The sequence below is a fragment of the Jannaschia sp. 2305UL9-9 genome (assembly GCF_041403465.1).
GTDB lineage: Bacteria > Pseudomonadota > Alphaproteobacteria > Rhodobacterales > Rhodobacteraceae > Jannaschia.
Genome location: NZ_JBGEHM010000002.1, coordinates 75355 through 97151, shown reverse-complemented (window position 1 = coordinate 97151; position 21797 = coordinate 75355). Strand labels below are relative to the sequence as shown.

Sequence of the window (21797 nt, the reverse complement as noted above, 5' to 3'; positions counted from 1 at the left end):
CCCGACGGCGCGGCGTCGATCAGACGGCGATCCAGCTGTCGGGCAGGATGTCGTGGTTGGTCTGTGCCAGGGCGGCAAACCAGACAGCGGGGGCGGCAACCACCTTGTCCGGGCGTGGGTTCAGCCAAGCGCCCCACCAGCTGAAGGTGGAATTGGCCACGATATGATGGCGGCAGGTCGACATCAGGGCCAGGTCTTCGTGCCCCGCGTCCGGGCCGTTGTGGCCGACGACGGCCATTTCCGCATCCAGGTGCAGGTGATCACGCACCCAATCGGGATCGTCGGAAAACGCATAGAGGCGCGGGCGCGCGCCCATCCGATCGGTCACCGCTTGCAGCGCGCGGGCATAATAGGCCGCGTCGCAGGTGCCATGGTTGCCCGCCGACAGGTAATCGCCCCGCCGCACATGCAGGGATACGGCCAGCGGGTCCTGCGCGATACGGGCCTGCCATGCGGCGCTTTCGAATGACAGCGGCTCAGTCAGGGTCAGGTCGCGGCGGATGGTGTCGGCGATGCCTGCGAAATACCGCTCCGACTGGAAATAGCCGTGCAGGTAGCTGCCGTCCGGGGCCTGCATCACGCGCGGATCGAAGCCCAGACCCGCCTCGCGCAGCAGGCGGCCACCCATCGCCCGCCACGCGGCATAGCGCAGCGGTCGACCCTTGCGGTCGGGCGGCAAGGCCGGGTCGGACGCCACGTCGATGGCGTAACGGTGCAGGGCAAACCGGTTGTGCCCGCCCCGCCGATCCGTATCGCGCGTGTCGAGGGCCAGGGGCACACCCCGCGCTGCCGCCACCGCGCGGCCCGTGGCGTATTGGAACATCTGGTTGCCCAGACCCCCGAAGAGGCGTTGCGTGATCATTCCCGGTTCTTGCCAAAGCCCCGCGTCAAAGACCATAGCAGGCGCATGGCCGATCTGATCGTCACCAACCTGAACCCCAATTTCACCGGCGTCTCCGCGACGGCGGCCGGGGTCGTGCGCGGACAGGCGGAACTGTATGACATGGCGCTGGCCGGTCATCCCCTGCCGGGGTGCCCCGATCCCGTCACCGTCGCGGGGGCCCGTGCCCTGTCGCGCGATCCCGGTGCGCGACCCTTCACGATCTGGCACGTCCGCCGCAACCCCGAGATGCGGGCCGGCATCTGGGCGCGCGACGTGCTGCGCCTGCCGATCCGGCTGGTGTTCACCTCGGCGGCGCAGCGGCGGCATTCGGCCTATCCCCGCTGGCTGATCTCGCGCATGGACGCCGTGATCGCCACGACGGCGGAGGCAGCGACATACGTGCCGCATGTCCGCGCGGTCGTGCCCCATGGTGTCGATGTCGACCGATGGTGCCCTGCGACGGACCGCGAGGCCGCCTGGGCCGCGACGGGTTTTCCGGGCCGTGTCGGCGTGGCCTGTATCGGGCGCATCCGGCCCGAGAAGGGCACCGACCGTTTCGTCGAGACGATGCTGCGCCTGCTGCCGGATCGCCCGGACCTCACCGCGCTGGTGATCGGGCGAGCCGGGCGAAGCCATTCTGCCTTCGAGGCGGGCTTGCGCGCCAAGGCGGAGGCCGCAGGGTTGGCCGACCGGCTGCTGTTTCCGGGCGAGATCGCCGCCGACAGGATGCCGGCGCTGATGCGTGCGCTGTCCGGGCTTGTCGCGCTGCCCCGCTATGAAGGGTACGGCATGACACCACTGGAGGCGATGGCTTCGGGCGTCCCGTTCGTCGCGACCGATACCGGGCATTTTCAGGCGTTCGCCGGGCGCGACGCGGGTCTTGTCATTGCGAACGACGGGGATGTGGCCCCGGCGGCAGCGGCGCAGGTCGCGGCCCTTCTGGCGGCGGGGGATCTGATGGCCCGTGCGGCCCGCGCGCGCGCCGTCGCGTCCTATGGGATCGACCGCGAGGTGGCGGGAATCGGTGCCGTCTACGATATGCTCTGGGATGGAGAGGCATCATGAAGGTCGAAGGCGGGCTGATCATCCATCTTGCACGTGCTGCGGGCCGGCGGCCGGGTGTGGACCGCCTGCTGGCAGATTGCCCCGTGCCCTTGGTGGTTCTCGATGCGGTCGATGGTCGGGCGGCGGATGCGGATATGCTGGCCGCGTATGATCCGGACCTGCGTCTTGCCCCGCGCTATCCCTTCGCGCTGTTGCCGGCGGAGGTCGCCTGTTTTCTGAGCCATCGCGCCGCATGGGCACGCATACTGGCCGAAGGGTGGGATGCGGGGCTTGTCGTCGAAGACGACGCCGCCCTCGTGCCCGACACGTTCGTCCGCGCCCTCGAACTCGTCGAAGCGCATCCCGGCGACGGCGCGATCCAACTGCAGACCCGTGGGCCCCAGTCTGGTGTCGTGATCGCCAGCAAGGCGGGGCTGGAATTGCGAAAGCAGGACCTGCCACCGCTGAGGACGACCTGCAGCATCTATTCGCGTTCGGCGTGCGAGCGGCTGCTTGAGGCATCCACTACGTTCGACCGGCCTGTCGACGTGTTCCTGCAGATGCATTGGGTCACGGGCGTTCACGTCACGTCGGTCTATCCTTCCGGCGTGTCGGAGGTATCGGGCGCGGGCGGATCGACAACGATCCAGAAATCCGATCGCAAGCTCTGGTCGAAATTGACGCGCGAAATCCGCAGGCCCCTGTTCCGGTCCGCAATGGCGCGCAGGGCTAGGCGGTAAGGGCGCGGGATTTCAAGGCCCTGTAGAAGGGTAGCGCAGCGCGCAGCATACCTGCCTGTTGCAGGCCCGGGGCAGGGGATTGCGCATCACGCGATCCTTCGCGGCTGGGCCACAGCATCTCGTCGGCCCAGGAAAGGCCCAGTTCGCGGCAAAGGTTTCGAAGAATTGCGCAAGGGGCGACTGTCAGATCCTCCATGTCGATCACGATGCCCCCGAACCTGTCATGAAGCGTGGCCTGCATCCCGAGTATCAAACCGGTTTTCGCCCCTCCGACCCGGTCGGTGTCAAGGATCTGGAGGATGCGGGCCGGGTGGTGGATCAGGTGAAGGTGGACGGCGTCTTCGCACGCGTGATCGGGCAATCCGGTGGCCGCGGGGTCGATCACATGGCTCAGATAGGAGTGGACTTTCGGCGCCGTCATTCCGGTCCGGGGAATGGTCTGCATCCTCCGGTCAGAGCTTGGGGCGCGTTCGTCATCCGTATGGACCGGTCCGGCCGTCACTTCGAAATCGGGACGACGGCGGAAAGCCTGCGCCATGTCGCATCGTAGGTCCTGCGATGCTGTCCACCCGATAATCCTCATCAGCAAACCCAAGCCCGGAAACAGACCGCGTGGCCTTGGCGCATTCTCGGGCATCATGGGCCGCGAGGTCCAGACCAATCGGTCCGGCGGGTTGTATCTGCCTTGCCTGAGACCCCACAAAAAAGCGCCGCCCCCGGTGTCAGGGGCGGCGCGAGTGGCATCATGACCGATGGATCATGCCAGCAGGTCGAACGTCTCGCCCGCGACGGTGACGTTGATCTGCGTCTGATCCGCGCCGTCGATCAGCGCCCAGAGGATCTGGCCCGTCGGCTCGTAGGTCACGAAGGCTTCTTCGATTCCGGCATCCCCGGCATTCGCGGTCATGGCGTATTGCACGAGGAAGTCATCCGCCGTGGCCGTTGCATCACCACCGAAGACGAAGGTGTCGGAGGCGCCGTCGAAGTCCTGTACGAAGTCCGTACCATGACCTTCGACCCCGGCGTGGAACACCTTGTCGGCGCCCGATCCGGTATTGATCCGGTCATTGCCGAAGCCACCGTTGATGAAATCATCCCCGGCACCGCCGACCAGCAGGTCGCCGCTGGACCCGCCGGACAGAACGTCGTCGCCGTCCTGACCCACGAGGGTATCGCCACCTGCGCCACCTGCGACGGTGTCATCACCTGCGCCGCCATACACGATGTCGAAGCCGTCACCGGCGTCGAGGTCGTCGTCACCCGTGCCACCGTCGACGAAGTCCGCGCCGCCACCGGCCTTGATGGTGTCGTCGCCCGCGTCGCCGCGCAGGGTGTCGGTACCGCTGTCCCCGATCAGGATGTCGTTGCCGTCACCGCCCGAGGCGAAGTCCGCGCCGCTGCCGGTATGGGTGTTGCCGAAGCCGTCGTCGCCATCGGCCCAGGATCCGACGTGGATCTCGTCGTTGCCAGCCCCGCCGAAGATCATGTCGGACCCGTCGGCCATGGGATCGAACGTCTCGCCGGTGGCGGTCGCGACGCGGCTTTCGTCGTCGCCGGTGATGATGTCATCGCCTGCGCCGCCGTTGATGGTGTCGTCACCAGCACCACCGGCATAGGCGTTGTCGTAGTCGTCGATGCTCAGCGATCCGGCTGCCTTGGCGTCCGCCGCGTTCTCGGCGTTGTCCGTGTCCGACCCTGCGTTGATCAGGTCGTTGCCCGCGCCACCCGAGACGGCATCCGCACCACCCCCGGCGACGATGGTATCGGCCCCGGCCTCACCCAGCAGGGTGTCGTTCCCGCCGTCACCGATCAGGATGTCATTGCCATCCTGGCCATTGGCAAAATCGTCCATCATGCCGGTGTGGGTGTTTTCGAAGCCGTCGTCGCCATCGGCCCAGGATCCGACGTGGATCTCGTCGTTGCCAGCCCCGCCAAAGATCATGTCGGACCCGTCGGCCATGGCATCGAACGTCTCGCCCGTGGCGGTGGCCACGCGGCTTTCGTCGTCGCCGGTGATGATGTCATCGCCTGCGCCGCCGTTGATGGTGTCGTCACCGGCACCACCGGCATAGGCATTGTCGTAGTCGTCGATGGTCAGCGACCCTGCCGCCTTGGCGTCCGCCGCGTTCTCGGCGTTGGTATCACGCGCACCGCCGTCGATCCGGTCGTTTCCGGTGCCGCCCGAAACGACATCGCTGCCTGCGCCGCCTTCGACCGTGTCGTCGTTCGCGCCGCCCAGCAGGGTATCGTCACCCGGTCCGCCATAGATGCGGTCATCGCCCGCGCCGCCGTCGAACGTGTCGTCGCCACGGGTCAGGGCCGTCGTGATGCTGGACATGTCGAACTGATCGTCAAGGATGTCAAAGGCCTCGGTCCGGTCGATGGCCTCGATCTCGCCTGCGGCCGCAGGCAGGATCGGAACGACGCCGGACTGCGTGCCGTCGACTTCACCATCAGTCCCGGCACCGATCCCGGTCGGGACTTCGACGCCGTGCAGCACGATCTCGCGCAAGGTCAGCGGCATCAGGTCCTCGGAGGTGTAATCGTTGCCGAAGGGGCTGAAGAACAGATCGTCGTTTCCAAGATCATAGGACGCGAAGAACGCAAGGTCGCCGTTTGCATCCGCGAAGGGCAGGGCACCATCGGACCCCAGCAGGGTCAGGATGATGTCGCCATATTTGCCGAAGCCTTCGATCACTTCGACCATTCCGTCCAGATCGGCGTCGTCGAGGATCGTGGGCGTGGTCGCATCGGCCGGATTGCCGTCATCGTCGAACAGGCCGTGAATGTGCTGGGCATGCTGGATGCTGGGTGCCAGGCCTTCGGCAGACAGCGAGATGTTCAGAACGCGGGAGCCGTCGTCGGCGTCACCGACCGCGAGGATCGCGGAGCCATCGACACCGGAAGAATTGAGGGCGGAGAAATTCACTGCATAGAAGTCGTCTGCATCGTTCAGGAACGCGCCGAAGGATGCGAAATTCGTGCCGGGATTGGCCATCTGTGATCTCCCTGATCAGGTTGATTGTGCGGAAGGCACGAACACTGCGCAGCGAGAGTTTCAGTTTTGGAAAAGTTTTTTCGAAGCGTCGGGGCACAGCCTGTCACGACGGCGTGATTTGCAAGGGGGTCGGTCTTGCATCATGCTGAACCGAACAGTTCAGATGGCAGCGCAGGAGAATGCGATGACCCTATCCATCGGCAACAATCTTCGTCTGGCCCTCGTGGTCCTGTCGATCCTCGCGGGGATCGCGTTTCAGGAACACAAGTTGGAGCCGCACGCCAATTGCGGCGTCTGCATCGAGCGGTCCGAGAACGGCTGATCCCTTCATCGACGGGCGTTGCGGTGCCCGTCGATCGGCATGCCCGCAAGGATCAGTAGAAGGCCGCGGCGTTGTTGATCAGGATCGTGCGCAGGGCGAAGATACCGAAGATCACGACCAGCGGCGCAAGATCCAGCCCCCCCATGTTCGGCAGGGCCCGGCGGATGGGGGCGTAGACGGGTTCGACCAGACGGTTCAGGCCATCCCAGATCTGGGCGACCAACGGCTGCCCCAGATTCAGCACGCCGAAATTGATCAGCCACGACATGATGATGTGGATCAGGATGATCGTCTGCGCGATGGACAGCGCGAACATGATGATCTGGAACAGCGATTGCATTGACGGACCTCTGGCTATTGTGCCCCTGACTTAGGCATCCGTTGGCACGGGGGCAAGCTGACGCTCCGTTCAACTTGACGTCGGGGTGGTGCAGGATCACGCAGCAGGCATGTATCCGTTCATACGCCTTCTGCTGCAGCTGCTCCGAAACCGTCGCGCACCGACCATGGGCGTCACGGAGGAGCATGTCAGTCATCACCTCTGCCTGCCCTGGGATCTCGATGGTTTCTTCGAGCTCAACAACGGTCGCACCCTGACGCTGTACGATCTGGGCCGGTTCGGGGCAGGCGCGCGCATGGGCCTGATGACGGCGCTGGGCAAGCAGGGTTGGGGCCTCGCGGTCGCCGGGTGCAGCGTGCGCTATCGCAAGCGGGTGACGGCATTCCAGCGGATCGAAATGCGCACGCGCTGCGTTGGCTGGGACGCGCGGTTCATCTATATCGTGCAATCCATGTGGGTGCGCGGCACCTGCACCAGCCAGGCGTTGTTGCGCACCGCGGTCACCTCGCCCAAGGGCACGGTGCCACCGGAACAGGTGCTGGCCGCGCTGGGCTGGGACGCGCCCACGCCCGAGCTTGAGCCTTGGGTCGCGGCCTGGATCCTGGCCGAGGGCGAACGCCCCTGGCCCCCGGTGCCGGCCTCCTGATCAGTCGGGGCGCACCAGTTTCGCGACAACACGACGTGTCAGTGGCCCCACCAGCAGGACGGTCGGAAAGGCCACGATCCAGCTGCTGATCCAGCTGACGGCCCAGATGGCGCCGACGCCGTCGGACAGGCCAAGGGTGCGAAACGTCGCGATCGCCGACACGATTGCGGACATCAGGCCCGACAGGATCAGGCCGAACAGGATGGGGGCGAAACGGGCAGGCAGCATGGGAAACCTCGGGCATTTGTCGCGGTGCATGTTTGGCAGCTACGGCTGGCCCGGAAAAGCCTCCGACCTGCACAGATGTCCCGTCCCCCGCGCACGGGCCCTAGCGCAGGGCCGATGCGTCGATCATGGCAAAGAACGCCCCGCCGGAGCGGACCCCGAATTGTCCGTCGTGTTCCTCGCCGATCTCGACGAGGCGATAGAACGACTTGCGGTCGATCAGCGCCTCCAACCCTGCGCGCACCATGACGTAGGGCGACGGCTCTCCGTCCTCGGACAGGGCGACGCGGATGGGGTGGTCCGGGCCTGCGGTGACGGTATCGCCGACATTCGTCTCGAACGTGATGGCGTCATCGGTCGCCTCGAAATCCACGGCCACGAAGGGCGCGTCCTCGACCGTGATGCCGACCTTCTCGACCGGCGTGACAAGGTAGGTCCGGTCCCCCTCCCGCTTGAGAATGGAGGCAAAGAGCCGCACCAAACCCGGTCGCCCGATGGGGGTGCCTTCGTGGAACCATGTCCCGTCGCGCTTGATCACGATGTCGATTTCACCGCAGTAGGGCGGGTTCCAAAGATGCACCGGGGGCGCCCCGCGTCTGCCTTCCTTTGCGGCATTTTTCGCCGCCGTCAGGAGAGAGGTCGCCGATGGGATCACTCGATGGTGTTCGCTCATTGCTCTTTGCCCTTTGGTCCGTCAGCCATATCTATGAAACAAGATAAGCCGGGCAGGAGCGATGCAACCATGGAAAACGCAAATGGGTCGGGCGACCTCTTGAACGAGATCGAAACGCTTGGCGCGCGGCTGGGGCAGGCGCGGTCCGAAATCGCGACGCGGGTGATCGGGCAGGATCGGGTGGTCGAACTGGCGCTTGCGGCGATGCTGTCCGGCGGCCACGCCCTGTTGATGGGCCTGCCGGGTCTTGGAAAGACCCTGCTGGTCGAAACCCTGTCCACGGTCATGGGGCTTGACGGCAACCGGATCCAGTTCACGCCGGACCTGATGCCCTCGGACATCCTCGGGTCGGAAGTCCTCGAAACCGCCTCGGACGGAAGCCGGGCCTTTCGCTACATCGAAGGGCCGATCTTTGCCCAGCTGCTGATGGCGGACGAGATCAACCGGGCCTCTCCGCGTACGCAGTCGGCCCTGTTGCAGGCCATGCAGGAACGCGAGGTGACGGTCGCAGGTCAGACCCGCAAACTGCCCGCGCCGTTCCATGTCCTCGCCACCCAGAACCCGATCGAGCAGGAGGGGACATATCCCCTGCCGGAGGCGCAGCTGGACCGGTTCCTTGTCAAGATCGACGTCGAATACCCGGACCGCGCGACGGAACGGGACATCATGCTGGCGACCACGGGCGCGACCGAGGGCACGGCGCGCCGCGTGTTCGACGCCGAGGGTCTGATCGCCGCGCAGGCCGTCGTGCGGCGGATGCCTGTGGGGGACGGGGTGGTGGACAGGATCCTCGACCTCGTGCGGGCCTGTCGCCCGGACGACGAGGCGGCGCCCGACGCGGTGCGCCGCCATGTCGCCTGGGGGCCCGGTCCGCGCGCGGCGCAGGCCCTGATGCTCCTCGCACGTGCGCAGGCCCTGCTGGAGGGGCGTCTGGCACCGGATGTCGAGGACGTGGCCCGTTTGGCCGGGCCTGTCCTGTCGCACCGCATGGCCCTGTCGTTTGCCGCCCGTGCCGAGGGTGTCGTGCTGGATGACGTGATCGCAGAGGTCGCGGGCCGCGTCATGTCCGTCAACCGGGCCGCCTGATTTGGAGGCGACGCTCCATACCCCTGCCAGTCTGCGTGCGCGGTCCGAAAAGGCCGCCGCCGGTCTGCCCGGCCTTCTGATGTCCGCCGAACGGTTGGCGGCCACGATCCTGCTTGGGGACCATGGGCGCAAAAGGGCCGGTGCCGGAGACAACTTCTGGCAATATCGCGCGGCGCAGCCGGGCGATGCGCGACGGGCCATCGATTGGCGGCAATCCGCGCGGGGTGACGGGCATTTCGTCCGCGAAACCGAGTGGCAGGCGGCGCAGTCGCTGATGCTCTGGGTCGATGACGCGGCCTCCATGCGGTTTGCGGGGGGCGATCGTCCGTCCAAGTTGCGCCGGGCGCAGACCCTCGCGCTGGCCCTTGCCGTTCTGGCGATCAAGGGCGGCGAGCGCACGGGTCTGGCCCAACTGCCCGAACCGCCACGCGGTGGCCGGGCGCAACTGATCCGCATGGCAGGTGCCCTGATGGATGGTGATGGGGTCACGGATTACGGAAGCCCCCGACCGCAGGTCATGCCGATGGGGGCGCGGGCCGTGTTCCTGTCGGATTTCCTCGGCGACCCCGCCCCCCTGACGGAGGCCCTGACCAGCGCCGCGGACCGGGGGGTGACAGGGGTTCTGGTGCAGGTTCTGGACCCGGACGAAGAGGCGTTTCCCTATGACGGGCGCACGGTGTTCGAATCCATGTCAGGCGCGGTCCGGTTCGAGACCCTGAAAGCCGACCGCCTGCGCGATGCTTATCTGGACCGGTTGGCCCAACGGCGGGCGGCCTTGCGTGATCTGTGTGCCCGCACGGGGTGGCGGTTTCAGGTGCATCATACCGGCGGCCCTGCCGAGACGGCCCTGTTGCCCCTGTATGCAGCGTTGGAGAAACGCAGATGAGCGGTTTGCTCGCATCGCTTGCGTTCACGGCGCCGCTGCTGCTGACCGCGCTGATCGTCCTGCCGATCCTGTGGTGGCTGCTGCGCGCCGTGCCGCCCGCGCCCATCCGGCGGCGGTTTCCCGGTATCGTCCTGCTTCTGGGGTTGCAGGATGATGAAAGCCAGACGGCGACGACGCCATGGTGGCTTCTGCTGCTGCGCATTTTCGCCCTGGCCGCCGCGATCATCGGATTTTCGGGCCCCGTTCTGAACCCGCGGGCCGCAGGCACGGGATCCGGGCCGCTGTTGATCGTGATGGATGCAAGCTGGGCCTCGGCCCGCGACTGGCCGGACCGCATGGCACGGGTCGAGGAAGTCTTGCGCGATGCCGCCCGCGCCGGACGCGTGGCCGCCGTCCTGCCCCTGACCGACCCGCTGCCGGAGGAGATCCCCTATCAATCCGCGAATGCGTGGATCGAACGCCTTCCGGGACTGGAGCCGCGGCCGTGGGCGCCGGATTATGCCGCGCTGGCGGATCTGGATGTCGGCGGCGCGGAGGTCGTCTGGGTCTCCGATGGTCTGGACCGGCCGGGTCGCGATGCCATTGCCGCGCGTGTCATCGAAGGGGACCGCCCGGTCATCGGCCTGACGCCCGCGACCTATGCCGATGGGGAAATCACGCTGCGCGCCCTGCGGTTGGGGGACAGCGGGGCCCGCAGTGTGGCGGTGAATGTCATCGGCCCCGCACCAAACGGCGCCGTGACGCAATTGGCCACCGCCGACATCGGGTTCGAGTCCGGCGCGGACACGGGCGAAGTGGCGCTGACCTTGCCGCCTGACCTGCGCAACCGCGTGCAGCGGTTCGAGATCGCCGGCATCCGTTCGGCCGGGGCGGTGACGGTGACCGATGACAGTCTTGCGCGCCGTCAGGTGGCGCTTCTGACCGATGCAGGTGACGAGGCGCAGGACCTGCTGTCGCCTCTCTATTATCTGCGCCGCGCGTTGGAGACGACGGCGGACCTGATCGAGGGGGACTTGTCGACGATCCTGCCCGCCGATCCCGATGTCCTCGTCTTCGCCGACGTGGCGCGCCTGTCCCCGTCCGAGGCGCAGCAGGTCGGGGAATGGGTGCGCGATGGTGGCCTGCTGCTGCGGTTCGCCGGGCCACAGGTCGCCGCCTCGGACCTGTCGCGCGACACGGAGGAGGCGTTGATGCCCGTCCGTCTGCGCAGTGGGGGACGGACCATCGGCGGTGCGCTGAGCTGGGGCGAACCGAAGGCCCTTCGCCCCTTCGGTCCCGACAGCCCGTTCTTCGGCCTGTCCGTCCCCGAAGAGGTCACGGTGACCAGTCAGGTCATGGCCCAGCCCGATCCGACGCTTGCCGAACGGTCGATCGCGGCCCTGGCGGACGGCACGCCGCTGGTCACCCGCAAGGCCCTTGGGCAGGGACAGGTCGTCCTGTTCCATGTCACCGCGAATGCGGAATGGTCGTCGCTGCCCTTGTCGGGCCTGTTCGTCCAGATGTTGGAGCGCATGGCCGTATCGACCCGCCCCGCCGCCCCGAGTGCCGAAGATCTGGAGGGGACGACATGGGCCCCCCGTGTCGTTCTGGACGGGTTCGGCACCGTGCGCGATGCCGGGGCGATGGCCGGGGTCGATGGCGCCGACCTGATCGAGCCGGTCCTGTCAGGCGATCTGCCCCCCGGTGTCTATGCCGGGCCGTCGCAGTCGCTGGCCGTAAACGTTCTGGGGCCGGAGGCCACGCTGGCGCCCGCGTCTTGGCCCGCCGGCACGTCGGTCGAAGGATTGGCCCGACAGCCGGAGACGAACCTCATGCCCTATCTTCTGGCCCTCGCGCTTGCGCTGCTGACGGTCGATATCCTTGCCTCTTTGTGGTTGGGCGGGCGACTGCGGCGGGGCACCGTCACGGCGGGGCTTGCGCTGTTGCTGATGACGGGTGCGCCGCAAGATGCCACGGCACAGGAAGGGCCGATCCCGTCCGAGGTTTCGCTGGCCTATGTGCTGACCGGCGACACGCGGATGGATGACGTGTCCGAAGCGGGTCTGCGCGGCCTGTCGGACGTTCTGGCGCGCCGCACCTCGGTCGAGCCGTCGCCGCCGACGGGTGTCGATCTGGAACAGGATGAACTGGCGTTCTTTCCGCTGCTTTACTGGCCAGTCTCCGAACAGCAGCCGATCCCCTCGGACGATGCCTACGCCAAGCTGAACCGCTACCTGCGCGGGGGCGGCATGATCGTGTTCGACACCCGGGATGCCGATATCGGCGGGTTCGGATCCTCGTCCCCGGCATCGGTCCGGTTGCGCGATCTGGCCGCGCCGCTGGATATCCCGCCTCTGGAACCCTTGCCCGCCGATCACGTCATGACGCGCAGCTTCTACCTGCTTCAGGATTTTCCGGGGCGCTACAATTCCCGCGATGTCTGGGTCGAAGCGAGCCCGCAGGTCGAACAGGTCGAGGGCATGCCGTTCCGCAATCTCAACGACGGGGTCACACCGATCGTGATAGGCGCCAACGATTGGGCCGCGGCCTGGGCGGTGGATGCGCAGGGCCGGACCCTGTTGCCCGTCGGGCGCGGTTTCGCCGGTGAGCAGCAGCGCGAGATCGCCTATCGCTGGGGCGTGAACCTCGTGATGCATGTGCTGTCGGGCAACTACAAATCCGACCAGGTTCATGTGCCTGCGTTGCTGGACAGGTTGGGAAACTAGGCGATGGCACGCGAGATCATCTTCGACCCCATGCTGCCCCTTTGGGCAATCGGCGCACTGGCCGGCATCGCGCTGGCGCTGTGCCTGCTGGCGGCGGCGCGGGGCCTGCCCGGCTGGTGGCTGCGTGCGGCATCCGTCGTGGCGCTGGCACTGGCGCTGGCGAACCCCAGCCTGCAGACCGAGGAGCGCGAGCCGCTGTCCGACATCCTGCTGATCGCGGTGGATGAAAGCGCGTCTCAGGCCTTGTCCGACAGGGGCGCGCAGACCGCGCAGGCGCTGGACGACCTGTTGGCGCAGGCCCGCGCGGACGGCCTCGACACCCGTGTCACGCGCGTGGGCGATGGGGACGGCGACGCGGGAACCGAAGTGATGACCGCGCTGGCCGAACTTCTGGCCGAGGTGCCGCGTGACAGGGTTGCCGGTGCCGTCATCCTGAGCGACGGACAGGTTCACGATGCCGATCTTGTCCCCGATCTTCCCGCCCCGCTCCACCTGTTGCGGACCGGCCGGACGGGCGATTGGGATCGGCGTCTGATCGTGTCGAACGCCCCCGCCTTCGCCATCTTGGACGAGGATTTCACGATCACCCTGCGGATCGAGGATCAGGGCGACGTTCCCGCCGACATGGGGGAGGAGGCGGAGATCTTCATCTCCGTCGATGGGGGGCAGCCACGCGCCTACCTGATCCCGGTGGGCGAGGATCTGGACCTGCCCCTTGCCCTGCCGCATGGCGGGTTGAACGTCATCGAGTTCCGCATCCCCGAAGCCGAGGATGAACTGACGGACCGCAACAATGCCGCAGTCATACAGATCAACGGCGTGCGTGACCGTCTGCGGGTTCTCCTCGTCAGCGGAGAGCCGCACCCCGGCCAGCGGACCTGGCGCAACCTGCTCAAGGCGGATTCCTCCGTCGACCTCGTGCATTTCACCATCTTGCGCCCGCCGGGCAAGCAGGACGGTGTGCCGGTGACCGAACTGTCGCTCATCGCCTTTCCCACGCGGGAGCTGTTCTTCGACAAGATCGACGAATTCGACCTCATCATCTTCGACCGCTATCAGCGGCGCGGCATCCTGCCCTCCATCTATCTGGAAAACGTGCGCAACTACGTCGATCAGGGCGGTGCCCTGCTGGTTGCCGCCGGGCCGGACTTTGCCAGCGCGGACAGCATCTATCGCTCTCCGCTCGCGCCGATCCTGCCGGGGGCGCCGACGGCGATCGTTCTGGAGGACGGGTTTCTGCCGCAGGTATCGGAAACCGGCGAAAAGCACCCGGTGACCGAAGGCCTGCCGGCCGATTTCGGGGTGGACGGCGACCCTTGGGGACGCTGGTTCCGTCAGGTGCAGGTCGAGGCCGGCGCGGATGCGGAGGTCGTGATGACCGGTATCGGGGAGGAACCCCTGCTCCTGCTCGACCGGGTCAAGGCGGGGCGCGTCGCGCTTCTCGGGTCGGATCATGTCTGGCTGTGGGACCGCGGCTATGAAGGCGGCGGCCCGCAGGCCGAGCTTTTGCGCAGGCTTGCCCACTGGCTCATGCAGGAGCCGGAACTGGAAGAGGAGGCGCTAATCGCATCGGCCATCGGTCAGGAGGTCACGGTCACGCGCCGCACCCTGGGCGAGGCGCCCGAGACGGTGACCGTGACGGCCCCGGACGGCACCGAAGAGGTTCTGACCCTGCAACAGGAGGCCCCGGGGCGCTTCACGGCGCGCTTCGTCGGTGAGATGCAGGGCCTGTACCGTTTGTCCGAAGGCATGCGCCAGGCGGTCATCGGTCTGGGGCCCGCGGCCCCGCGGGAATTCGTGGAAACCATCGCGACGGATGACATTCTGGCAGATGCCGTGGCGGCGCGGAACGGCGGGGCCCTCGCCCTCGAAGAGGGAACACCCGACCTGCGCGAGGTTCGGGCAGGGCGGGTCGCCGCCGGGCGCGGATGGATCGGCTGGACCCCGAGGGGTGCCTATCTGACGGCGGATGTGCGGGTCGCGTCGCTGGTGCCTGCCTGGCTTTTCCTGTTGTTGGCCGCCGGATTGGCAACATGGGCATGGCTGCGCGAAGGCCGGAGCTGAGCAGGCTGCGGTCCGAGGCGTGTCTTGCAGGATGCCTGAAACCCACCCGCGCGGGCGGGCGCAGCGGATGACCTTGCCCCAGACGTCGGTTTTTGATTTTACAATCTACCTGAGCGTGTGTTTCGCTCCGCCGGTCGGGGTCGTGGGAACGGGACCCGATGTCATTCAGGGAGGATGAACAGATGATCACCCGTCGCACGCTGACCGGTCTTTTGGGCGGCACGGTCATGGCCATGGTTGCGGTGCCGGCCATGGCGCAGGACGTCACCTTGAAGTTGCATCAGTTTCTGCCTGCGCAGGCGAATGTGCCCAAGCTGATCCTCGATGTCTGGGCCGACAGCATCGAAGAGGCGTCCGGCGACCGCATCAAGGTGACACGCTACCCGTCGATGCAACTGGGCGGCAGCCCGCCGCAACTGATGGATCAGGCGATTGACGGCGTAGCGGATGTGATCTGGACCGTCGTCGGCTATACGCCGGGCCGCTTTCCGACCACCGAGGTATTCGAACTGCCCTTCATGGTCAGGGACGCGCGCGCCGCGTCTGCCGCCTACTGGCAGATGTACGAATCCCACATGCAGGAGGAATTCGCGGACGTCCACGTCCTCGGGACGTGGGTGCACGGGCCCGGAATGATCCATGCCAGCAGCGCAATCCATACGCCGGACGACATGCAGGGCGTGAAGATCCGGGGCGCAACCCGCATGGTCAATCAGCTTTTGCAAACGCTGGGTGCCACCCCCGTGGGGATGCCCGTCCCCGCCATCCCGGAGGCATTGTCGAAGGGCGTGATCGATGGCGCCACCATCCCATGGGAAGTGACCGGATCCCTCAAGGTGCCCGAACTGGTGGATTTCCATACCGAGTTCGAGGGCAATCACCTATACAACCTGACCTTTGTCCTGGCGATGAACAAGGACACCTACGAGGGCCTGCCCGCCGACCTCAGGGCGGTGATCGACGACAACTCCGGCCTGGCGTTCTCGGTCTTTGCCGGGGGCACGCAGGAAGCGTCGGATGGCCCCGCGCGAGAGGCCGCAGTGGACAACGGAAACGAGATCATCACCGTGTCCGAGGCCGACGCACAGGCCTGGGTCGAGGCCGCGCAACCGGTCTACGACAGCTGGATTGCCGAAATGTCCGAGCGCGGGATCGACGGTCAGGCCCTGATCGACGAGGCGCGACGGTTGATGGACGAGTTCGAAGGCTGAGGAAAACATGACGCCGCAAAGGGGTCGCGCCTGTTCCGGTGCGGCCCCTTTGTCTATAGGGCCGCAAGGTTCGTACCGGGAAACGGGGGCAGATACATGCTGGGACGTGTCGTGGAGGCCTTGGCCCGCCTGATGGCCATACTTGGGGGGCTGGTCCTGACCGCGTTGATCGTGATGACCTGCCTGTCGATCACGGGCCGGTTCCTGAACGGCGTTCTGCATTCCGACATGATGGAGGGGGGCGCCTTGTCCAACTGGCTGCTGGCCTTGGGCATCGGACCGATCCAGGGGGATTTCGAACTGGTCGAAGCGGGCATGGCCTTCGTCATCTTCGCCTTCCTTCCGATCACCCAATTGCGCGGCGGCCATGCCTCGGTCGATATCTTCACCAATCGTCTGGGGGTTGCGCCGAACCGTGCAATCGCCGCGGTGTGGGGCATCCTGTTTGCCGCGGTAATGATCCTGATCGCGGTGCAATTGTGGGCGGGGACATCCGCCAAGATGCGCAATGGCGAGACATCCTACCTGATACAGTTTCCGATCTGGTGGGCCTATGCGGGGGCCTTGGTCGGGGCCGTCATCACCGCGATCACGGCCTGCTACGTGGCCTTGGTGCGGATGGCCGAATTGATCACCGGCGACGTCATCCTGCCGTCCGAAGGGGCCGGGTCATGAGCAGTGTGGAAATCGGTCTGTGGTCCTTTCCCGGCCTTCTCGTGCTGATCTTTCTGCGCGTGCCGATCGGTCTGGCCATGTTCGTGACCGGGTTGATCGGCCTCTACCTCGTGACCGACGGCAATACGGTCGCCCTGTCGCGGCTGAAGAACGAGACCTACTCGACCTTCTCCAGCTACTCCCTGTCGATCGTGCCGATGTTCCTGCTGATGGGGCATTTCGCGACGCTGGGCGGGATGTCCAGCGCGCTTTTCCGCGCCGCCGAGGGGTTCCTCGGTCATCGGCGCGGCGGGGTGGCCATGGCCGCCATCGGGGCCTGTGCGGGGTTCGGGGCGATCTGCGGATCGTCGTTGGCCACCGCCGCCACGATGGGGCGCGTCGCCCTGCCGGAGTTGCGCCGCTACGGCTATGACGGCGGGTTCTCGACCGCGACGCTGGCCGCGGGCGGCACGCTGGGCATCCTGATCCCGCCGTCCGTGGTGCTGGTGATCTATGCCATCCTGACCGAACAGAACATCGCCAAGCTGTTCCTCGCCGCTTTCATCCCCGGCATCATCGCGGCCTTGGGCTATGTCATCGCCATCTCGGTCTATGTGCGCATGAACCCTGCATCGGCGGGCACGCGCGATCCCATCCCGATGGCGCAGAGGTTCCGGCAACTGGCCGCCGTCTGGCCGGTTCTGGCCGTCTTCACCGCCGTTGTTGGCGGCATCTACGGCGGCATCTTCACCCCGACCGAAGCGGCGGCCGTCGGCGCGCTGGGCACCGGGCTGGTCGCTTTGCTGAACGGGGGCCTGACGGGGCGCACGTTGATCGACAGCTTCATGGTCACGGCCAGATCCACGGCAATGATCTTCTTCATCGTGCTGGGTGCGGCGATCTACAACGGCTTCCTCGCCCTGACGCAGGTGCCGCAGGAAATGGCGGATTGGGTCGTCACCCAAGGTTATGCGCCAATGACGGTGCTGATCGTGATCCTGTGTTTCTACCTGGTCTTCGGTTGCCTGATGGACAGCCTGTCGATGATCCTGCTGACGGTGCCGATCTTCTTTCCCGTGATCTCGGTGCTGGATTTCGGCCTCGTCGACCTGATCACGATGCAGCATGACGCGGCGCGCGCCGCCCTTGCCACGGCGGTCGATCTGGCCCCCGACGTGCGGGCGGAGATCGAGGCGCTGATCGCGGCGGGCGCCGAGATCCCGCGCGCCCTGCAAAGGGAAATCGACATCCGCGTCACGCAATCCGTCGCCGACCGCGCCGCGTTGGAGCAGACGGCGATCTGGTTCGGCATCCTCGTCCTGATCGTGGTGGAGGTCGGGTTGATCACCCCGCCGGTGGGGATGAACCTGTTCGTCATCAACGCGATGGACCGGACCACCCCGATGATCCAGACATACCGCGCCGTGCTGTATTTCATCACGTCCGACATCGTCCGGGTCGCCCTTCTGCTGGCCTTCCCGGCGATCACGCTGTTCCTGATCTGACGGGTCCGGGGGCGCTCAGTTCAGCGCCTCCGGCAGCCACAGTGCCAGACCCGGCAGGGCGATCAGGGCCGCAACCATCAGCAGCATCATCGCCACGAAAGGCACGGCGCCCAGCATCACCTCGGACAGGGTGCCCGACCGGCGCGCCCCCTGCACCACGTACAGGTTCAGGCCGACAGGCGGCGTGATCAGCGCCATTTCGATCAGCACGATCATCAGGATGCCGAACCAGATCGGGTCATAGCCCTGTGCGACCACCAGAGGCACGATGATCGGGATGGTGACGACCATCAGGGACAGCGTCTCGATGAAGAAGCCCAGCACGATATAGAGGACCACGACCACGAGGATCGTGCCCAGCGGGCCAAGGCCCATGCCGTTCATGAACTCCGTGATCTCGCGGCCCAGACCGGCCGAGGCGAGGGTGAAGTTCAGGAAGGACGCGCCGATCACGATCAGCATGATCATCGCGGTGATCTTGACCGTGCCCAGCAGTGCCTCGCGCAGCATGGACAGGCTGATGCCCCCGAAGGCGCCCGCGATCAGGAAGGCGCCTGCGACGCCGACGGCGGCGGCCTCGGTCGGAGTGGCCCAGCCCTGATAGATGGATCCCACTATCAGGCCGAACAACACGATGATCGGCCCCAGATCGACAAGCGCGCGCAGCATCTGCGCCAATGGGAAGGTCCGCCGCACCCCGCCGAGGGACGGCTTGATCGCGCAGATCACCACGACCACCGCCATGAACGCCAGCGCCAGCAGCAGGCCGGGGATCAACCCGGCAAGGAACAGGCGCGGGATCGAGGTCTGCGTCAGGAAGCCGTAGACGATCAGGTTGATCGACGGCGGGATCATGATGCCCAGCGTGCCCCCGGCGGCGATGGCGCCCGAGAACAGCTTGGGATCATAGCCCAGCTTTTCGGCCTGCGGCATGGCAACCGTCGCCACGGTCGCGGCAGTCGCCACCGACGAGCCCGAGGTGGCGGAAAACATCGTCGCCGTCGCAATGTTGGCATGCACGAGGCCACCGGGCAGCCAGCTGACCCAGCGGTCCAGCGCGGCGTAGGTCCGCGCAGCCACGCCCGACCGCACCAGCAGTTCGCCCAGCAGGACGAAGAACGGCACGGCGATCAGGGTGGCGGAGTTCGAGGACGACCACACCATGTTGCCGAGGCCCCGCGACAGGGGGAACGCCGAAAAGAACGTGTCCACCCCGAACCCCAGCAGGAACAGCACGATCCCCACCGGGATCGACAGGGCGAGCAGGCCAAGCAGACCGACACCGACGGCCCCGATCATTGCAGCATGTCCTGTTCGGCAAAGGCGCCGATGGCGGCCTCGCTGTCCTCGAACCGACCGCGGACGACCATCGACAGGGCCAGCAGGGTCAGGACGCAGGACATCACCGCGAACCAGACCCAGCCCGCGAACCACGGCACCTGCACCCAGGCCAGCGGTGTCTCCAACGGCGTGTTCGCGCGGCTGCCGTTCGACAGGGAGCGTTCGAGAACGGGCCAGCACTTGACCGCGATGAAGACGACCGTGCCCGACAGCACGATCATAGAAAAGATGTCGGCCAGCGCGCGCACCATGGTGCTGCCGCGCTGACGCAGAAGATCGATGCGGACATGACCCAGTTCCAGCAATGTATAGGACATGCCCCAAGCCGTGGCGATCGCCATGGCATAGCCCGCGATCTCCTCGGTTCCCCCGAGGGAGGAGCCCAGACGCCGCATGATGATGTCGAGCAGGACGAACCCCGCGCAGGCCAGCAGCATCGCGCCCGTCACGATGGCAACGCCCGCGTTCAACCGCCGCAGCCGTCCGATCCACATCATCTCCGTCGTCTGGACCCCGGCGCTCATTCGATGGTGACGCCGACGACGGCCCCCACGCTGTCGTTCCAACGCTGCGCCCAGTCGCCGCCCGCGCGCTCGGCCCATTCGGGCAGGACCTCGGAGGTCAGGATCGTGCGCGCCTTCTCGAAGTCGGCGTCCGAGGCCTCGACCAGCACCATGTCGCGCGCCTCACCGGCGGGGCAGTCGCCGTTGCCGGTCAGGCAGGCGATGTCATCGACCAGTGCCGTCTGGGCGGAGGCCCACGCCGGGTCTTCGAAATCGGCCTTGATGGATGCGCTGATCGCCTCCTGCGTGGCGGCATCGAGACTGTTCCACTTGTCGAGGTTCATGGCCGTCACGACCGAATCCCAACCGCCCAGCGGCAGGGGCAGCAGGTGGGTCGACACTTCCCACCACCCGGCGGAATAGCCCGAGCCGGCCCCGGTCACGGCGCAATCCACGACGCCGTTCTGAAGCGCACCCGGCACCTCCGAGAACGACACGTTCACGCCCTCGGCACCCAAAGCCTCCAGCAACTTGGCGGTCATGCGACCCGATGCCCGCACCTTCAGACCGACCATATCGTCCAGCGACGCGATCTCGTGGTTGCAGAACACGACCTGCGGCGGATAGGGCGCGATGGCCAGCACCTCGGCGTTGAACCGGTCGCGGTAGATGTCGGATACCATGGGCTTGGCCGCTTCGACCATGCCGCGCGCCTCGTCGGCGGTCAGCGCCACCAGCGGCACGTCCAGCCCCTCCAGCTCGGGGGCATCTGCAACGGCATAATCGGCCACGGTCATCGCCACGTCATAGACGCCTTGCCCCAGCAGCGGATAGATGTCGCCCAGCCCGAGGTTCATCTGGTTGTGGGTCGTGAACTCCACCTCCAGACCATCCACGGCACCGGGCAGCGTCTCGGTCCAGAAGGGGGTCTCATACTGCTGGTTCAGGGGCAGGCTGGACCAGCTGCCCACGACGGACAGGGTTTCGGCCGCGGCAGGACCGGCAAGGGCCGCGCCAAGGGCAAGCAGGGAAATCGTCTGTTTCATGGGTGTCTCCGTGTTGTTGGTTTCATCGCCTGCCTTTGGTGACAGGGCGTCTTGGTATTGGTCATGCCGGGGGCAGGACGGTGGTCTCCGCATCCTCGGCCACATCCGCGATCAGCATATGACCGGGTGCGTGCGTGATACACAGTGGCAGGTTCGCCGCCTGCAGGACATTCTGCGGGGTGACGCCACAGGCCCAGTAGACGGGCACCTCGTCCGGCCGAATCTCGACCGGTTCGCCCCATTGCGGGGCACCAAGGTCGGAAATGCCGAAATTGGCGGCATCGCCCTGACCGATCGGCGCGCCATGCGCCTGCGGAAAGGCCGCAGAAATGCGCCAGGCGTCGGCGACCCGATCCTTGTGGATCGGACGCATCGTGACGACCATCGTGCCACCAAAGGGGCCCGCGGGCACGAGGTCGATGTTGGAGCGATACATCGGCACGGTGGTGTCCGTCTCGATGTGGCGGACGGGGATGCCCGCACCCATCAGGGCGTTCTCGAACGTGAACGAACAGCCAAGCGCCACGGTCACGAGGTCGTCCCGCCACAGTGCGGAGATATCCGTCACCTCTTCGGTCAATACGCCGTCACGAAAGACGCGATAGCGGGGCACATCCGTCCGGATGTCGATATCATGCCCGAGCGTCGGCATCATCGGATTACCGGTGTCGGAAACCCCGACCACCGGGCAGGGTTTGGGATTGCGCTGACAGAACCGCAGAAAATCGAGGGCATGGGCGGCGGGCAGAATGGCGAGGTTGCACTGCAACTTGCCGGGCGCGAGGCCTGCCGTATGCCGGTCGTAACGCCCGCGCCGGATCGCGTCTCGCACCTTCGTTGCGGGCAAGTCGCGCAGATCGGCATGGCGGAACGGCTCAGCAAGCATGGCAGGCTACCTTCGCAGGGTGTCCCTGCACCGTGGCAT

General features: G+C 66.4%; 21 protein-coding genes. 11 read left to right on the top strand and 10 right to left on the bottom strand.

Annotation, left to right across the window (positions count from 1 at the left end; translation table 11 throughout):
* Positions 1 to 19: 19 nt before the first annotated feature.
* Positions 20 to 862 (bottom strand): alpha-1,2-fucosyltransferase, encoded by an 843-nt coding sequence (locus V6N07_RS08265; protein ID WP_371155546.1) that lies wholly within the window; start codon positions 860 to 862, stop codon positions 20 to 22.
* A gap of 45 nt (positions 863 to 907) precedes the next feature.
* On the opposite strand from V6N07_RS08265, the gene V6N07_RS08260 reads away from it, so the two are divergent.
* Positions 908 to 1948: a glycosyltransferase family 4 protein gene (locus tag V6N07_RS08260; RefSeq protein WP_371155545.1), complete on the top strand. Its 1041-nt coding sequence runs from the start codon at positions 908 to 910 to the stop codon at positions 1946 to 1948.
* Positions 1945 to 2667 carry a glycosyltransferase family 25 protein gene (locus tag V6N07_RS08255; protein WP_371155544.1) on the top strand — a complete coding sequence of 241 codons (723 nt, stop codon included), beginning with the start codon at positions 1945 to 1947 and terminating at the stop codon, positions 2665 to 2667. The genes V6N07_RS08260 and V6N07_RS08255 overlap by 4 nt, the downstream gene beginning before the upstream one ends.
* Here V6N07_RS08255 and V6N07_RS08250 read toward each other — a convergent pair.
* Together V6N07_RS08250 and V6N07_RS08245 are read right to left on the bottom strand one after the other, a co-directional pair.
* Entirely contained in the window at positions 2657 to 3205 is a 549-nt protein-coding gene (locus tag V6N07_RS08250) for a hypothetical protein (protein WP_371155543.1), read from the bottom strand. The two genes, V6N07_RS08255 and V6N07_RS08250, sit on opposite strands and share 11 nt — an antisense overlap.
* A 219-nt stretch (positions 3206 to 3424) precedes the next feature.
* Positions 3425 to 5665: a calcium-binding protein gene (locus V6N07_RS08245; protein WP_371155542.1), complete on the bottom strand. Its 2241-nt coding sequence runs from the start codon at positions 5663 to 5665 to the stop codon at positions 3425 to 3427.
* 184 nt (positions 5666 to 5849) lie between these two features.
* Here V6N07_RS08245 and V6N07_RS08240 point away from each other — a divergent pair, with 184 nt between their 5' ends.
* Positions 5850 to 5987 carry a hypothetical protein gene (locus V6N07_RS08240; RefSeq protein WP_371155541.1) on the top strand — a complete coding sequence of 46 codons (138 nt, stop codon included), beginning with the start codon at positions 5850 to 5852 and terminating at the stop codon, positions 5985 to 5987.
* Positions 5988 to 6039: 52 nt separating this feature from the next.
* Here V6N07_RS08240 and V6N07_RS08235 read toward each other — a convergent pair whose 3' ends face one another.
* Positions 6040 to 6327, bottom strand: coding sequence for a YggT family protein (locus V6N07_RS08235; protein WP_371155539.1), 288 nt, complete (start codon positions 6325 to 6327; stop codon positions 6040 to 6042).
* A gap of 109 nt (positions 6328 to 6436) precedes the next feature.
* Here V6N07_RS08235 and V6N07_RS08230 point away from each other — a divergent pair, with 109 nt between their 5' ends.
* Complete coding sequence (locus tag V6N07_RS08230) at positions 6437 to 6973, top strand: acyl-CoA thioesterase (RefSeq protein WP_371155538.1); 537 nt, start codon at positions 6437 to 6439, stop codon at positions 6971 to 6973.
* On the opposite strand, the gene V6N07_RS08225 is transcribed toward V6N07_RS08230, so the two are convergent.
* Positions 6974 to 7201 (bottom strand): DUF2798 domain-containing protein, encoded by a 228-nt coding sequence (locus V6N07_RS08225; RefSeq protein WP_371155536.1) that lies wholly within the window; start codon positions 7199 to 7201, stop codon positions 6974 to 6976.
* A 100-nt stretch (positions 7202 to 7301) separates the two neighbouring features.
* A complete protein-coding gene (locus tag V6N07_RS08220; RefSeq protein ID WP_371155534.1) occupies positions 7302 to 7871 on the bottom strand; it encodes a DUF1285 domain-containing protein in 570 nt (189 codons plus the stop codon).
* A gap of 69 nt (positions 7872 to 7940) precedes the next feature.
* Between V6N07_RS08220 and V6N07_RS08215 the strand changes: the two genes are divergently transcribed.
* The 7 genes from V6N07_RS08215 (at position 7941) to V6N07_RS08185 (ending at position 17982) form a co-directional block, all read left to right on the top strand.
* Entirely contained in the window at positions 7941 to 8957 is a 1017-nt protein-coding gene (locus V6N07_RS08215) for an AAA family ATPase (protein ID WP_371155532.1), read from the top strand.
* 1 nt (position 8958) lies between these two features.
* Complete coding sequence (locus tag V6N07_RS08210; protein WP_371155530.1) at positions 8959 to 9843, top strand: DUF58 domain-containing protein; 885 nt, start codon at positions 8959 to 8961, stop codon at positions 9841 to 9843.
* Entirely contained in the window at positions 9840 to 12548 is a 2709-nt protein-coding gene (locus V6N07_RS08205; protein ID WP_371155528.1) for a DUF4159 domain-containing protein, read from the top strand. The genes V6N07_RS08210 and V6N07_RS08205 overlap by 4 nt, the downstream gene beginning before the upstream one ends.
* A gap of 3 nt (positions 12549 to 12551) precedes the next feature.
* Complete coding sequence (locus V6N07_RS08200; RefSeq protein WP_371155527.1) at positions 12552 to 14612, top strand: hypothetical protein; 2061 nt, start codon at positions 12552 to 12554, stop codon at positions 14610 to 14612.
* 182 nt (positions 14613 to 14794) lie between these two features.
* Positions 14795 to 15823 carry a TRAP transporter substrate-binding protein gene (locus tag V6N07_RS08195; RefSeq protein WP_371155526.1) on the top strand — a complete coding sequence of 343 codons (1029 nt, stop codon included), beginning with the start codon at positions 14795 to 14797 and terminating at the stop codon, positions 15821 to 15823.
* A 96-nt stretch (positions 15824 to 15919) separates the two neighbouring features.
* Positions 15920 to 16498: a TRAP transporter small permease gene (locus tag V6N07_RS08190; protein WP_371155525.1), complete on the top strand. Its 579-nt coding sequence runs from the start codon at positions 15920 to 15922 to the stop codon at positions 16496 to 16498.
* Positions 16495 to 17982, top strand: a complete 1488-nt coding sequence (locus V6N07_RS08185; protein ID WP_371155524.1) for a TRAP transporter large permease — start codon at positions 16495 to 16497, stop codon at positions 17980 to 17982. The genes V6N07_RS08190 and V6N07_RS08185 overlap by 4 nt, the downstream gene beginning before the upstream one ends.
* Positions 17983 to 17997: 15 nt before the next feature.
* Here the strand turns inward: V6N07_RS08185 and V6N07_RS08180 are convergent, their stop codons facing one another.
* From V6N07_RS08180 to V6N07_RS08165, 4 genes are all read right to left on the bottom strand, one after another.
* The gene (locus V6N07_RS08180; RefSeq protein WP_371155522.1) at positions 17998 to 19281 is read right to left on the bottom strand and encodes a TRAP transporter large permease; all 1284 of its coding nucleotides are present in this window, start codon (positions 19279 to 19281) and stop codon (positions 17998 to 18000) included.
* Positions 19278 to 19847, bottom strand: coding sequence for a TRAP transporter small permease subunit (locus tag V6N07_RS08175; protein ID WP_371155520.1), 570 nt, complete (start codon positions 19845 to 19847; stop codon positions 19278 to 19280). The genes V6N07_RS08180 and V6N07_RS08175 overlap by 4 nt, the downstream gene beginning before the upstream one ends.
* Entirely contained in the window at positions 19844 to 20872 is a 1029-nt protein-coding gene (locus V6N07_RS08170) for a TRAP transporter substrate-binding protein (protein WP_371155518.1), read from the bottom strand. Before V6N07_RS08170 ends, V6N07_RS08175 begins: the two co-directional genes overlap by 4 nt.
* A gap of 61 nt (positions 20873 to 20933) precedes the next feature.
* Entirely contained in the window at positions 20934 to 21758 is an 825-nt protein-coding gene (locus tag V6N07_RS08165) for a putative hydro-lyase (protein ID WP_371155516.1), read from the bottom strand.
* Between the last annotated feature and the right edge of the window lie 39 nt (positions 21759 to 21797).